This window comes from Kocuria sp. UBA1838, from assembly GCF_002338785.1.
Lineage (GTDB): Bacteria > Actinomycetota > Actinomycetes > Actinomycetales > Micrococcaceae > Kocuria > Kocuria marina.
Genome location: NZ_DDIY01000005.1, coordinates 95,433 through 109,271 on the forward strand (window position 1 = coordinate 95,433; position 13,839 = coordinate 109,271).

General features: G+C 69.1%; 13 protein-coding genes, 1 tRNA gene and 1 pseudogene. 11 read left to right on the forward strand and 4 right to left on the reverse strand.

Going from position 1 to position 13,839, the window contains the following annotated elements; all coding sequences use genetic code 11:
- Positions 1-812 (forward strand): peroxide stress protein YaaA (locus tag B3I25_RS02245; RefSeq protein ID WP_349676517.1); only part of this gene is annotated, 812 nt, incomplete at its 5' end.
- Between the two features lie 104 nt (positions 813-916).
- On the opposite strand, the gene def is transcribed toward B3I25_RS02245, so the two are convergent.
- A complete protein-coding gene (gene def / locus B3I25_RS02250) occupies positions 917-1,486 on the reverse strand; it encodes a peptide deformylase (protein WP_035961308.1) in 570 nt (189 codons plus the stop codon).
- 125 nt (positions 1,487-1,611) lie between these two features.
- Here def and B3I25_RS02255 point away from each other — a divergent pair, with 125 nt between their 5' ends.
- The 7 genes from B3I25_RS02255 to B3I25_RS02285 all read left to right on the forward strand — a co-directional run bounded on the left by B3I25_RS02255 (position 1,612) and on the right by B3I25_RS02285 (position 8,827).
- Positions 1,612-2,820: a glycosyltransferase gene (locus B3I25_RS02255; RefSeq protein WP_206478367.1), complete on the forward strand. Its 1,209-nt coding sequence runs from the start codon at positions 1,612-1,614 to the stop codon at positions 2,818-2,820.
- Positions 2,817-3,878 (forward strand): glycosyltransferase, encoded by a 1,062-nt coding sequence (locus B3I25_RS02260; RefSeq protein ID WP_286737679.1) that lies wholly within the window; start codon positions 2,817-2,819, stop codon positions 3,876-3,878. The genes B3I25_RS02255 and B3I25_RS02260 overlap by 4 nt, the downstream gene beginning before the upstream one ends.
- Entirely contained in the window at positions 3,875-4,951 is a 1,077-nt protein-coding gene (locus tag B3I25_RS02265; protein ID WP_286737680.1) for a glycosyltransferase, read from the forward strand. Before B3I25_RS02260 ends, B3I25_RS02265 begins: the two co-directional genes overlap by 4 nt.
- Positions 4,948-5,796 (forward strand): glycosyltransferase family 2 protein, encoded by an 849-nt coding sequence (locus tag B3I25_RS02270; protein WP_098054549.1) that lies wholly within the window; start codon positions 4,948-4,950, stop codon positions 5,794-5,796. The genes B3I25_RS02265 and B3I25_RS02270 overlap by 4 nt, the downstream gene beginning before the upstream one ends.
- Positions 5,797-5,817: 21 nt before the next feature.
- Positions 5,818-6,471 carry a response regulator transcription factor gene (locus B3I25_RS02275; protein ID WP_098054547.1) on the forward strand — a complete coding sequence of 218 codons (654 nt, stop codon included), beginning with the start codon at positions 5,818-5,820 and terminating at the stop codon, positions 6,469-6,471.
- Positions 6,472-6,555: 84 nt separating this feature from the next.
- Positions 6,556-7,464 (forward strand): SDR family oxidoreductase, encoded by a 909-nt coding sequence (locus B3I25_RS02280; RefSeq protein WP_286737682.1) that lies wholly within the window; start codon positions 6,556-6,558, stop codon positions 7,462-7,464.
- 115 nt (positions 7,465-7,579) lie between these two features.
- Positions 7,580-8,827, forward strand: a complete 1,248-nt coding sequence (locus tag B3I25_RS02285; RefSeq protein WP_286737683.1) for an APC family permease — start codon at positions 7,580-7,582, stop codon at positions 8,825-8,827.
- 139 nt (positions 8,828-8,966) lie between these two features.
- Here B3I25_RS02285 and B3I25_RS02290 read toward each other — a convergent pair whose 3' ends face one another.
- A complete protein-coding gene (locus B3I25_RS02290) occupies positions 8,967-9,902 on the reverse strand; it encodes an SDR family NAD(P)-dependent oxidoreductase (protein ID WP_064845157.1) in 936 nt (311 codons plus the stop codon).
- Positions 9,903-9,990: 88 nt separating this feature from the next.
- Here B3I25_RS02290 and B3I25_RS02295 point away from each other — a divergent pair, with 88 nt between their 5' ends.
- From B3I25_RS02295 to B3I25_RS02305, 3 genes and pseudogenes are all read left to right on the forward strand, one after another.
- On the forward strand, positions 9,991-11,175 hold the full coding sequence (locus tag B3I25_RS02295; protein WP_098054543.1) for a zinc-dependent alcohol dehydrogenase: 1,185 nt from the start codon (positions 9,991-9,993) through the stop codon (positions 11,173-11,175).
- A gap of 48 nt (positions 11,176-11,223) precedes the next feature.
- On the forward strand, positions 11,224-11,535 hold the full coding sequence (gene yidD / locus B3I25_RS02300) for a membrane protein insertion efficiency factor YidD (protein ID WP_231885405.1): 312 nt from the start codon (positions 11,224-11,226) through the stop codon (positions 11,533-11,535).
- Between the two features lie 297 nt (positions 11,536-11,832).
- Positions 11,833-12,785, forward strand: a pseudogene (locus B3I25_RS02305) (transposase).
- Positions 12,786-13,001: 216 nt separating this feature from the next.
- Here the strand turns inward: B3I25_RS02305 and B3I25_RS02310 are convergent.
- Together B3I25_RS02310 and orn are read right to left on the reverse strand one after the other, a co-directional pair.
- A tRNA-His gene (locus B3I25_RS02310) sits at positions 13,002-13,077 on the reverse strand.
- 107 nt (positions 13,078-13,184) lie between these two features.
- A complete protein-coding gene (gene orn / locus B3I25_RS02315) occupies positions 13,185-13,808 on the reverse strand; it encodes an oligoribonuclease (protein WP_098054541.1) in 624 nt (207 codons plus the stop codon).
- Positions 13,809-13,839 lie beyond the last annotated feature (31 nt).

The window sequence follows — 13,839 nt, forward strand, 5'->3', positions numbered from 1 at the left end:
GCTCACAGGCCCACCTGTCCCTCTACACTCGTGGGGTGCTGATTCTGCTGCCTCCCTCCGAGTCCAAGACCGCGCCCGCGACCGGGAATCCCGTCATGCCCGCCGAACTCAGCTTCCCCGAGCTCTCACGTGATCGCGCAGTGTTGGCAGAGCACCTCGCCGAGGTCAGCGAACGCCCGGACGCCCTAGAGATCCTGGGTGTGGGGCCGTCGCTCGCGGACGACGTCGCCCGCAACCGTGAACTCGCGACCGCACCTGCCGCGCTCGCCCCCGACGTCTATGCGGGGGTGCTCTACGACGCGCTGGATGTCAGCTCCCTCGCCCCCGAGGCCCGCGAGGTCGCCGATGCGTCGCTGCTCGTGATCTCCGCACTGTGGGGCGCGGTGCGACCCACCGACCGCATTCCCGCCTACCGCCTGAGTATGGGGACCGCGCTGCCGGACACCGGCAAGCTCGGTGCGTGGTGGAAACCGCGATTGACCCCGGTGCTGAACGCGCTCGCCGCCGACGGCGTGATCGTGGACTGTCGCTCGGCGGCCTACGCCGCGGCGTGGAAACCTCCCGCCGCGCGGACCGTTACGGTACGGGTCGAGCAGCTCAAGCCGGACGGGAGCCGGTCCGTGGTGTCACATCACGCCAAACACACGCGGGGACTCGTGGCCCGTGCGCTGTGCGAGATCGGGGGAGCGGGGCGTCCGCTGGACACCGTGGGGCAGGTGAGCGCGGCGCTGGCCGAGAGGTTCACGGTGGAACTGACCGAACCCACGACCCGCAAGGCGGGCACGCTCACGATCGTGTTGGATCCGCAGTAACCAAGCCGCGCTAAGCCACGGGCAGCAACCGGCTCGCCTGACGAGGGCGCTGAGACGGGGCCTGCCGCCACGGCGCGTCCGTGATGCGGGATCCCCTCAGCGGGTCAGTGCCCGAACGGGTCCTCGTCCACACCGGGCAGCCACGTCGAATCCGTGCCCCACTGTTCCGCGGAGATGGCCTTGCGGGCCTTCTTGGACCACTTGCGGTTGAGCCGGTCCACGTACAGCTTCCCGTCCAGGTGGTCGTACTCGTGCTGCATGACCCGGGCGAACCAGCCGTTGGCCTCGAACGCTACGAGGTCCCCGTTCTCGTCCTGCCCGGCGATCCGCACCCAGTCCGCCCGCTTGAGGGGCCAGGACTGGCCGGGCACCGAGAGGCATCCCTCGGCCTCGTCGTCCGGGTCCGGGGCGGTCTCGGAGATCCGCCCGGTGCTCAGGACGGGGTTCACGAGCGTGCCGCGCGGGGGCACACCGTCCTCGTTCTCGAAGATGTAGGTGAAGATCCGCAGCCCCACCCCGATCTGCGGCGCCGCCAGACCCACGCCGTGGGACGCGTCCATGGTCTCATGCATGTCCGCCACGAGCTCGCGCAGGGCGTCGTCGAAGGTGGTCACCCGGGCCGCGGGGCGATGCAGCACGGGGTTACCGGAGATCACAATGGGACGGACGGTCATGCGGAGAGCACCTCGGGATTCACGGGTGGACGTCATATGTGGGCGTGGTCCCTGGACCCACGCCGCGCGGCCGCGCGGAGGGCGGGCGGACGGAGGACAATATATCGTGTCCCTGACCATCAGTAATGTGTGTATCGTCGCCGGGGGCCGTGCACACAACCGGCTCAGGCGCCGGATCCCGCGCCGTTCCCGGTCCGCACAGCCAGCGGGCGTCCCATCCGTTCACGTCAGTTCTGCGCAGGAGGTCACATCGAGTGAGGGTCGCGTCCCTACCCCACGGTCACGTGTACGTCGAGCACCTCAGTGACCCCGGCGCCGTGCAGCCCGTCCACCGGTTGCCGGACCCCGCGCCCGCACACCCGGTCCCCGGAGCTCCGTGGTGGCCCCTCGTGATGCTGAGCGAGGCCTGGATCCGGCGGCACGCACACGAGTTCGACATCTACCACCTGCACTTCGGGTTCGACCAGACCTCACCCGCGGAGCTGCGACGGATCGTGGACACCCTGCACGAGCTGGGCAAACCGTTCGTCTACACGGTGCACGATTTGCGCAACCCCCACCAGACGGACCCCGCTGCCCAGGACGCCGCCCTGGACGTGCTGATCCCGGCCGCCGACGAACTGATTACCCTGACCGACGGCGCCGCACGCGTGATCGAGCGGTGCTGGGGCCGCCGGGCCACGGTCATCCCGCACCCGCACCTGCTCCCGCTAGACCGGTGGCGCGATCACGCGCCCGTGGGATCCGTACCCGTGGTGGGACTCAACCTCAAGAGCATGCGGGCGAACATGAACCCCCTGCCGGTGGCCCGCGTGCTGCTCGAATGCGCGTCCCGCGGGGAGATCCGGTTGCAGCTCGACGTCCACACAGACGTGGTCACCCGGGGCACCCCGCACCACGACCCCGTGGTGAGTCACCTACTGGAGACCGCGCGTCGGACACTCAACGTTCAGGTCAACGTCCACGAGTTCTACACCGACGAGCAGTTGTGGGAGTACCTGCGCGGGCTCGATCTCTCGGTGCTCGCGTACCGCTTCGGCACCCATTCCGGGTGGCTCGAACTGTGCTACGACCTGGGCACCCATGTCCTGGCGCCGTCCGTGGGGTTCTACCACGAGCAGCATCCGGGTGTGCTGCGCTTCGACTGGGACCGGGACGGTCAGCCGGACGCCGATCAGATCCGGGAAGCGCTCGCGGGTCTGCGCGGGAACGCGCCCTGGCAGGCGAGCGCCTTGGAACGCACCCAACAACGACGTCGCATCGCCGCAGCCCACGCCGAGGTCTACCGCCGCGCCGTCGTGGTCCGGGAGGCCGGGAAAGGGGACGCCGCATGAAGGTGGCACTGCTCGCGCATGACCGGTTCCCGATCGCCCCGCCGTTCTCCGGGGGTCTCGAGTCCTTCACATGGCACCTGGCCCGCGGGCTCAAGTGCCGCGGGATGGAGGTGGTGGTCTTCGCTGCGCCGGGTTCCGACCCCGAGCTCGGGATCGAGGAACTGGACGTGGAACCGCTCGTGCTCAGCGAGGAGGCGCGCAACGACGTCGCCATGCCACCGGAGGCGCAGGTGCGGGAGACCTTCTCGTACCTGCAGGTCATGCGGGCCTTCGCGCGCCGCCCGGACATCGACGTGGTGCACAACAATTCGCTGCACTTCCTGCCCATCGTGATGTCCCCGGCCATCCCGCAACCCCTGTTGACCACCCTTCACACCCCGGCCACCCCGTGGCTCGAACCCGCGCTGCGTCTCACGCCCACGGCACCCACGGTGGCCGTGAGCGATTCGGTGGCCCAGATGTGGAGCAAGGTCACGCCCGCCCGCGTGATCCGCAACGGCGTGGACCCGCACGAGTGGCGACCGGGACCCGGCGGGGATGCCCTCGTGTGGTCCGGGCGCGTGGTCCCGGAGAAGGCCCCGCACATCGCGGCGCTGATCGCGAGCAAGGCCGGGTGGAAACTGCGGATCGCCGGGCCCATCGCGGATCGGCACTACTTCGAGGCGCGGCTGAAGCCGTTGCTCAACGGGGACATCACCTACGTGGGTCACCTGGACACGCAGCAGCTGCGCACCCTGGTGGGCAATAGCGCCGCGAGCCTCGTGACGCCCGCATGGGAGGAGCCCTACGGCCTCGTGGCCGCGGAGGCCATGGCGTGTGGCACGCCCGTGCTCGCGGTGGCCCGCGGCGGCCTGAGCGAGATCGTGCGCGATCCCGGTGGGCACACGTCCCAGCCCGGGGCGAGCGAGGTGGAGACGGTGGCGTCCGCGGTCGCGGAGCTGCCCCGCGTGGTGGCCCTGGACCGCACCAGGGTGCGCCACTACGCGCTCGAGCACTGTTCCCTCAACGTCACCGTGGACGCCTACGCCGCGCTCTACCGGGAACTGGTGAGCGCGTGATTGGGTACTACATCCACCACCAGGGCCTGGGCCACCGCAACCGGGCCACCCAGATCGCCCGGGAACTCACGGTGCCCGTGACGGGGTTCAGTTCCCTGGAGCGCCCGGAGGCGTGGCCCGGCGAGTGGGTCCAGCTGCCCCCGGATGTCGCCCAGGACCCCGTGGACCCCACCGCCAACGACGTGCTGCACTGGGCGCCTCTCGAGCATCCCGGGTACCGGGAACGCATGGGTCTCATGGCGCAGCGCCTGCGCTCGGATGTGGAACTCATGGTCACGGACACCTCCGCGGAGGTCACCCTGCTCGCGCGTCTGATGGGTGTGCCCACCGTGGTCATGGCCATGCGGGGGGATCGCACCGACCGCACCCACCGTGCGGCGTACGACGCCGCGACCGCTCTGATCGCGCCGTGGTCCCGGGAGACCGCGGAGACCTATTGGCCCGAGGAATGGACCCGTAAGACCACGTTCACGGGGGCCATCTCCCGCTTCGACGTCCCCGTGCGGGTGCCGGGATCCTCCGCCGAGCACGTTCCCGGCGCGTACTCTTCCGGCGAGCCAGCTCCCGGTGAGCGCACCGCGACGCGAGGTGCGAGCGGGAGCGGCGCGAGCGACGTCGGCGGCCAACGCGTCCTGGTGGTCTGGGGCCGCGGCGGGACCGACGTGGGGGACACCGAGATCGAGGCGGCTCGCGCGGCGACCCCCGGGTGGTCGTGGACCGTGCGCTCGCCGGAGAACCCCTCCCCGGACCTGTGGCGCGAACTGCACGAGGCGGACGTCGTCGTCTCCCACGGGGGCAACAACGCCGTGGCGGAGCTGTCCGCGGCGCACTCGCGCGCCGTCGTCGTCGCCCAGCCGCGACCGCACGACGAGCAAGCCGCCACGGCCGCCGCGCTCGAGCGCGGGGGAATCTGCGTGGGCCTGCAGCACTGGCCCGACGCCGCCGCGTGGCCCCGGTTGCTCGCACGTGCCCGGCAACTCGGCGGCTCCCGCTGGGACGCGTGGCGCCATGGCGACGGCGCATACCGTGCGGCGCGCGCGCTCGAGGACCTGCTGCACGGGGTCACGTCGTGACGGCCGCTGCCCTGATCACGATCGTGAGCGGACGGCACACCCACCTGCGGCGGCAACGGGACTGGGTGGCCGCGCAGAACGAACCACCGATCACCCATGTGGTCGTGAGCATGGGCGATCCCGGGATCCGCGGAGTGCTCGAGCAACGGCCGGAACTGCCCACCGACCTCGTGGAACTGCCGCCGGCCGTCGAACTGCCATTGGCCGCCGCGCGCAATGCCGGCGTGGCACGCGCGGAGCAGCTGGGCGCGGACACCGTGGTGCTACTGGACGTGGACTGCCTTCCCCACCGTGACCTGATGGCCGATTACACGCGCGCCCTCGAGCGGCTCGCAGACCAGCGCGCCGTGGTGAGCGGGCGCGTGCAGTACCTCTCGGAGGGAATGACCGAGGCCGATTACACGCCCGAGGGCGTCGCCCGCGCGGGACGGGATCATGCCGCCCGCGTGCTGCCGGAGCCCGGGGAACTGGTCGAGGGCGACCCCCGGATGCTGTGGTCGCTGACGATGGCGACCACGGTACGGACGTGGCACGCGGCGGCCGGATTCGACGAGCGCTACGTGGGCTACGGGGGCGAGGACACGGATTTCGGTCAACGCCTGGCCGCGAGCGGGGGGAGCCTGTGGTGGCTCGGCGGAGCCGCCGCGTACCACCAGTACCACCCGACCCAGTCACCGCCCGTCCAGCACGCCGCAGCGATCGCCCGCAACGCCAACCTCTTCCGCCGTACGTGGGGGTTCGACCCCATGGAGGGGTGGCTGCGGGAACTCGGCAACTTGGGGGTCTTGACACGCGCGGGGGAGGACTGGCAGGTCTTCGAACAGGGTTCGACCGATGATGCGTGAGCATACGATTATGCTCGGGGTGTGAGTTCCGAACGCCCTGTCATCACCCTGGCCCTGATCAACGACTATCCCGTGGTCCTCCAGGGTGTGGCGAGTATGCTGCAGGGTCATCCGCGCCTGCGGGTCGTGGAACTCGATTCCGGATGTCTGCCGCACACGGACGCGGACGTGGTGCTCTATGACGCGTTCGCTGCGAAGGACCGTGGCACCCATGACGTGATGCGCTTACTGGATGACCCCCACTGCCTCAAGGTCGTGATGTACACGTGGCACGTGCGCGCCGAGCACGTTGACGAAGCACTCGATCTGGGCATACACGGTTATCTCTCCAAGGAGCTCACCGGGGACGAACTCGCGGACGCCCTCGTGCGCGTGCACGAGGGGGAGCGCGTGGTGGCCCCCGAACCAGTGCGGGAGGACATCACCTTGCCGGACTGGCCCGGCCGGCCCGAGGGGCTCTCCGCGCGTGAGGCGGAGGTGATCGCGCTGATCACGCAGGGGTTCACCAATGACGAAATCGCCCGGCACTGCTACCTCAGCATCAACTCGGTGAAGTCCTACATCCGTTCCGCCTACCGCAAGATGGGCGTGCAGCGACGCAGTCAGGCCGTGTTGTGGGGCGTCCAGCACGGGATGGATCCCACGGGTCAGCAGCAGCGCACAACCGCGGTCTGACCCGCAGCGTCATCCGGGACCGACCAGCGGTTTCATCCTCCCGGGTGGGCGACAGCCCGGGGTACGGCGGGGCACAATGGACACATGACCGAAGACAAGTACGCAGCAGCCAGGAAAGCACGGGAACTCGCCGGTGAAGAGGGCGGTTTCCCCGAGCAGGAACAGACCCCGCCCGGCCTGTCCACGGACATGCAGCCCTTCCCGGACCACGGTGAGGAGAACTGGGTGGGCCGCGGTCGCCTCGAGGGTCTCAAGGCCCTCGTGACCGGTGGCGACTCCGGCATCGGCCGCGCGGTGGCCATCGCATTCGCCCGTGAGGGCGCGGACGTGGCCATCAACTACCTCTCGGACGAGGAATCGGACGCGCAGGACACCAAGCAGTGGATCGAGAAGGCCGGTCGCAAGGCCGTCCTGCTGCCCGCGGACCTGCGCGAGGAAGCCACCGCCCGTCAGGTCGTGGACGACGCCGCCCAGCAGCTCGGCGGCCTGGACATCCTCGTCAATAACGCGGGCTTCCAGTGGGCCCGCCGTGACGGCGGTCTGCAGGGTCTGAAGACCGAGGAGATGGACCGCGTCTTCAAGACCAACCTGTACGCCCTGTTCTGGGTCTCCCAGCAGGCGCTGCAGTACCTGAAGAGTGGTTCCTCGATCATCAACGTGAGCTCCATCCAGGCCTACGACCCGTCCGAGAACTTGATCGACTACGCCTCCACCAAGGCCGCGATCAACAACTTCACGGTCAACCTGGCCAGCGAGCTGGGGGAGAAGGGGATCCGCGTCAACGCCGTGGCCCCCGGACCCATCTGGACCCCGCTGCAGCCCGCGACCAAGGCCGGCGAGAGCATGCCTCAGTTCGGGTCGGACACCCCGCTCGGCCGCGCGGGACAGCCCTCCGAGATGGCCGGGGCGTTCGTGTTCCTGGCCAGCCCGGCGGAGGCGTCCTACGTCTCCGGCACGGTGATCGGTGTGACCGGCGGCAAGCCCGTCTTCTAGGCCACCTTCGAGAGCCACGACAGACAAGTGCACATGACACCACCGTGGGCGGGACGCGATACGCGGCCCGCCCATTGGTGTGTCACGGGCACGTGATGTGAAACCCGGGAGCCTCGTGACGAATCCTTCCGCCATGCACCGCAGACTTGGCCTGACGGACGCCGTGACCATCGGGCTCGGTTCCATGATCGGCGCCGGCATTTTCGTGGTGTTCGCCCCCGCTGCGGCCTCCGCGGGCGCCTGGTTGCCGCTGGCCCTCGTGCTGGCCGCGGTCGTCGCACTGTGCAACGCACTGTCCTCGGCCCAGCTGGCCGCCCAGTACCCCGTGGCCGGCGGTAGTTACGTCTACGGTCGCGAGCGCCTCGGCCCCTGGCCGGGGTTCCTCGCCGGGTGGTGTTTCCTCACCGGTAAGACCGCGAGCTGCGCGGCCATGGCCATGACGTTCGCCGCCTACGTGGTCCCCGAGCCCTGCCAACGGCCCGTCGCTGCTCTCGCGGTGCTCGGTGTGGTCGCGGTCAACTGCTTCGGCGTGACGCGCACTGCTTCGGCCACCAAGGTGCTCGTGGGTATCGTGCTCGCGGGCCTGGCCGTGGTCATCGTGGCCGGGCTCTTCGCCGGGTCCGGCCCCGCCGCATCAACCTTCGGTGCGGCACCGCCGGGCGGGGCGTACGGCGTCCTGCAGGCCGGGGGACTCCTGTTCTTCGCTTTCGCCGGGTACGCACGCATCGCCACCATGGGGGAGGAAGTGCGCGATCCCGCCCGGATCATCCCCCGGGCCATCGTCATCTCCCTGAGCGCGGTCCTCGTGATCTACGGCGTACTTGCGGTGCTCTCGCTGCACGTCCTCGGTCCCGAGGCCCTGTCCCGTACGACGACGCCGCTCGCGGACCTCGCCGCGGCCGCCGACTGGCCGTGGACCACGGTTGTGGTCACGATTGCGGCCGCTGCCGCCACGCTCGGGGCGCTGCTGGGGCTCACGGCGGGGATCGGTCGGACCGGCCTGGCCATGGCCCGCACGGCGGATCTGCCCGCGCCCCTCGCCGTGCTCGACGAGCGCCACGGCGTCCCGCGCCGCATCGAAATCGTGGTGGCAGCGGTGGTCGTGATCGCGGTGTTCACCATGGACGTGCGCGGGGTGGTGGGCTTCTCGTCGTTCGGGGTGCTGCTGTACTACCTCGTGGCCAACCTCAGTGCGCTCACGCAGACCGGACCGCATCGCCGCTACCCGCGCGCGGTGTCCGTCCTGGGCACGGTGCTGTGCGTGGTCCTCGTGGTCACGCTCCCGATCGCGTCCGTGGCGGGCGGCGTCCTCGTGCTGGCGCTGGGCATCGTGTACCGAGGGATTAGGGTGCGACGGCGCTGACCCGGCTGGCGAGGGCGCGTCACGCCATGCTGCACAGCCGTCGCGAACCACGCCGCCGGGCGCTGCCGCTGCATGCCGCCGCCGCGCGCGCCGTCGTCCGGCACGGGGCGCACCGGCGAGCCGGACGACCGCGGTTCGTTCAGCGCTCGTTGTTGCGCTGTGCGGCCTTGCTGCCGAGCGTGCTCAGGGCGTTGACCACGCGGGATCCCAAGCGCTGCTTGGCGGTGGCCCCCACCACGAGATCCGTCTGCTGGGGGGACGCGGACGGGAGCACCCGGTTCACCACGCCCAACGCGCGAATCGTGAGCCCGGGGGCGATACCCCGGACTCGCTGGGCGACCTTGGGCAACCACCCCAGCAGCACGATCGGGCGTCCCGCGAGAACGCCGTCCACGATCAAGCGGGCCGCGCGGTCGGCGTTCATGGACAACACCGGCAGGGACGCGGACGGCGCGAACCACGCGTACTCGTTCTGCGACTCGCCCGTGAAGTAGGCGCGCTCGTGCGATCCCGTGCGCATGAGGCCGGGGTCGATGCTCGTGGCGGTGACGCCGGTTCCCGACAGGGACGCCGCGAGACCCTCGCTGAACCCCACCGCGCCGAACTTGGCCGTGCAGTACGGCAACAGGTGCGGCACGGAGACCAGTCCGCCCACGGACGCGATCGTGCCGATCCGGCCGCGGCCACGCTCGCGCATCCCGGGCAACACCGCGAGCGCGGTGTGCACGGGACCCATGGTCATGGTGGTCACGGCGTCCCGAAACTGCTCCACCGTGACACCCTCCACCGAGCCCACCTGGATGATCCCGGCGACCGTGATGAGCACGTCCACCGGTCCCAGATCGCGCTCCACGTCCCGCACCAAGGCCTCGACCTGGTCCGCCTCGGCGACGTCGCACACGTAGTCGTGCACCGTGCCGAACGGGGACAGCATCTCGCGCGCGCGGGCCAGCTCGGCGGCGTCGCGAGCGCACACGGCGACATCGAAATCACGCGAGAGAAGTTCCTTGGCCACGAGCAGCCCCAGTCCACGGGAGGCTCCGGCCACGAGGGCAACCTGATGCGATGCGGTCATACGGGACACGCTACGCGGTGCGCCGCCCAGGTTCGACCCCCCCTGCAGGGGTGGTGCCCGGGCGGGGTGATCATGCTTTACTGGGTGAATGCGAGCACTCACATGGCAAGGACTTGGCGACGTCCGGGTCGAAAACGTCCCCGATCCCGTTCTGCAGGATCCCACCGACGCCATCGTGCGGGTCACGTCCACCGCGATCTGCGGTTCGGACCTGCACCTCTACGGCGTGCTGGGCCCGTACCTGCAGAAGGACTACGTGATGGGTCACGAGTTCATGGGCATCGTGGAAGAAGTGGGACCGGAGGTCAGCAACCTCGCACCCGGTGACCGCGTGGTCGTCCCGTTCGTGATCGCGTGCGGTCACTGCTGGATGTGCGACCGCGGGCTGTACGCCGCGTGCGAGACCACCCAGGTCCGCGAGATGGGAACGGGCGCCGCGCTGTTCGGTTTCTCCTCCCTCTACGGGTCGGTCCCCGGGGGCCAGGCGGAAATGGTGCGCGTCCCGCACGCGGACTTCGGCCCCGTGAAACTGCCCAAGGACTTCGACGACGAGCGTTTCCTCTACCTCAGCGACATCCTGCCCACCGCGTGGCAGGGCGTGAAGTACGCGAACGTGGGGGAGGAGGACACCCTCGCGGTGCTGGGCCTCGGACCCGTGGGCCAGCTCGCGGTGCGTTCGGCCAAGCTGCAGGGCGTCAAGCGGATCATCGCCGTGGACCGTGTGGACGAGCGCCTCGCCCTGGCCAAGAGCTGGGGGATCGAGACCGTGGACATGCGTGAGGTGGACGAGGTCTCCGACACGCTCGTCGACATGACGGATGGGCGCGGCCCCGACGGCGTCCTGGATGCCGTGGGCATGGAAGCGCACGGCAACCCCATTGCGGAGAAGATCGTCGCCGGTGCGGCGCGACTGCCCAAGCCGCTCGGGCGCAAGGCCATCGAGACGGCCGGTATCGACCGGTTGGACGCGTTGCACACCGCGATCCACAGCGTGCGCCGCGCGGGCACGGTCTCGGTGTCGGGCGTGTACGGCGGAATGGCGGATCCCATGCCCATGATGGAGATGTTCGACAAGGGCATCAGCATGCGCATGGGCCAGTGCCACGTGCGCCACTGGACCGATGAGCTGCTGGAGATCGCGAGCCGCCCGGACGACGTCCTCGGCCTCGAGTCACTGGCCACCCACCACGTGTCCTTGGAGGACGCACCGGAGATGTACAAGATCTTCCAGGAGAAGAAGGACGGCTGCATCAAGGTGGTCCTCAAGCCATGACCCTGTGCACACCACGATCATGCTCATGGGAAGAGGAGCCGGTCGCCCTTGACTGACGTACTGCTTCGAGTAGCCACTGCACCCCGCCGTGGGGTCGATCGTCTCATCCGCGGATACCAGCGCCACCTCTCACCGCGTAAAGGATTCACGTGCGCGCATCTCGTGGCACGGGGCGGGCAGTCCTGCTCCGCGGCGGTGCGCGGCATCATTGCGCAGTACGGCGTGATCCGAGGGATCATCCCCACGATGCTCCGTTTCGCGGCCTGCTACCGGGCGGCACTCATGCTCGGTCCCGCGGGCCGCGGCGACGTGAGTGGAGTCTGCTGCTGCGGGCCCATCCCCATTCCGTTCCGGTTCTAAGCAAGATCGAGGAAGCCCCTCCCACCTCGCGGCGCGCTCGGAGGTAGGAGGGGCTTCGTGGTGCCCGCCAGTTACGTTGTGAGTACCCCCGATCGCCGGGCGTTTGGTGCTCGACCGGGTATGGCTTGTCTGCCCAGCCATCCATGGTCCGGGGGGGGTGTTGCCGCCCGGTCGAGAGACACGCGTTGACCTCTCATAGGGACACGGCAGCTTCTCTGAGGTCTCTTCGTAACGTGGGTGCCGGCATCGGGTCTCAAGACTGCGACCAGCAGTGATGCGTTCAACGAGGACGACATCATGAACGCCAGATTCGCGGCCGTAATCGGCCTGGACGTGGGGAAGACCGGGCATCATGCCTGCGCGCTGGACCCCGACGGGGAACAGGATCTTCGACAAGCCCCTCCCGCAGGACGAGGCCAGCTGCGCGACCTCTTCACATACCTGCGGGAGCACGGCGACGTGCTGATGGAGCCCATCACCATCGGAGCCCTGCCCATCGCAGTCGCTCGCAACGTCGGCTGCGCGGTGGCCTACCTACCCGGGTTGGCGATGCGAAAGGCCGCGGACCTCGCCCACGAGACCACCCGGGCACTGAACCGGATCCGGTCTCTGCCCACACAGATCCATCCCGCTGACCCGGAGGTGCTGGTCGATCGGATCTTCACGGCGTTCAGCGAGCAGACCGTGGTCGTTCCAGCGACCGCGGCCGTGGAGTTGGTGATCCCGAGGGTGGCCGGGCAGGTCAAGGAGCTGAAGGAACAACGCGCGACCGTAGCCCGGGAGGTCGAGGCTATGCTGGAGGACTTCTCTCTCGCCGGGGTCTTGATGAGCATGCCGGGGATCGGCATCAAGACCCCGCCCAGATCCTCCTGGCCATCGGCGATGGCTCCGCATTCGAGACCGCAGGCCATCTCGCAGCCTACGCCGGCGTCGCGCCGGTCACGCGAAGATCAGGGACCTCGATCAGGAGCGAGTTCCCCGCCTGATCCGGCAACAAACGCCTGAAGAACGCGCTGTCCTACTCCGCGTGGGTCGCCTCGGACTCAGATCCGATCTCCAAGGCCTACTACGACCGGAAGCGCGCCGAGAGAAACCGACACCACGCCGCCGTCATCTGCCTCGCCCGCCGCCGCTGCAACGTCATCTACGCGATGCTCCGCAATGGCACCTACCCCCAGCCCCGAACCAACCACCCTCGCGGTTTGACTCAGAACATAGGAGCACCCCCGGCTGTGCTTTTACTGAGTTAGAACAGATATTCGCGCGCCAAGCTGCTTTTCCTCCACCGTGCATTTGGACGGCGGGCGCGGGCGGTCGGGGTGGCGGGGATGGCCGCAGCGGTGGGAGTGGTCAGGCCGGACGGGCCGCTGGGAAGCGGGCGGTCGAGGTCATGCAGGACTGACCCGCCAACGAGAACGAGGTGCGAACCCCGACCGGTACACCGATCGATGTTCGCACCTCGTGCATGGGGTGAGCGACGGGGGTTGAACCCGCGACCTCCTGGACCACAACCAGGCGCTCTGCCGACTGAGCTACGCCCACCATTGAACCCGTGGAAGAACCGTTCGATCCCTCCGGGCAACGACGACCACTATAGCGCACGCCCGGGCGGATTCCCGCATCGAGCGCCTGAACGCGTCAGGTCCCGGTCAGGAACCCGAGCGGGTCGGGGAGGCCTTGATGAGCGCGGCGATCTTGCGGGCGTCGTCGGAGGTGGGGCCGGGATCGCCGGGGAAGAGGATGTGGCGGTAGTATCGCAGCTCGTCGATCGAGTCCTCGATGTCGCCGAGCGCACGGTGATTGCCCGTCTTCTCGGGCGCCTGGAAGTACGCGCGCGGGTACCAGCGCCGCGCGAGCTCCTTGATCGTGGAGACGTCGATGACCCGGTAGTGCAGGTGATCCACGAGTTGCGGCATGTCCCGCGTGAGGAACGTCTTGTCCGTCCCCACGGAGTTACCACCCAGCGGCGCCTTGCCCGGTTCGGGGACCCATTTGCGGATGTAGTCCAGCACCGCGTCCTGCGCCTGCGCCATGTCCATGCCGTTCTCGAGCTCCGGCAGCAGCCCGGATGTCTCGTGCATGTTCCGCACGAAAGAAGACATCTGATCCAGCGCGGCCTGCGGGGGTTTGATGACCACGTCCACGCCACTGCCCAGCACGTTGAGCTCGTCGTCGGTCACGAGCGCGGCCACCTCGATCAACGCGTCATCGGACAGGGACAGCCCCGTCATCTCGCAGTCGATCCACACTATTCTCCGGTTTGCAGTCGTCACGCCCTCCAATCTATCGCGTCGTGCGGGCACC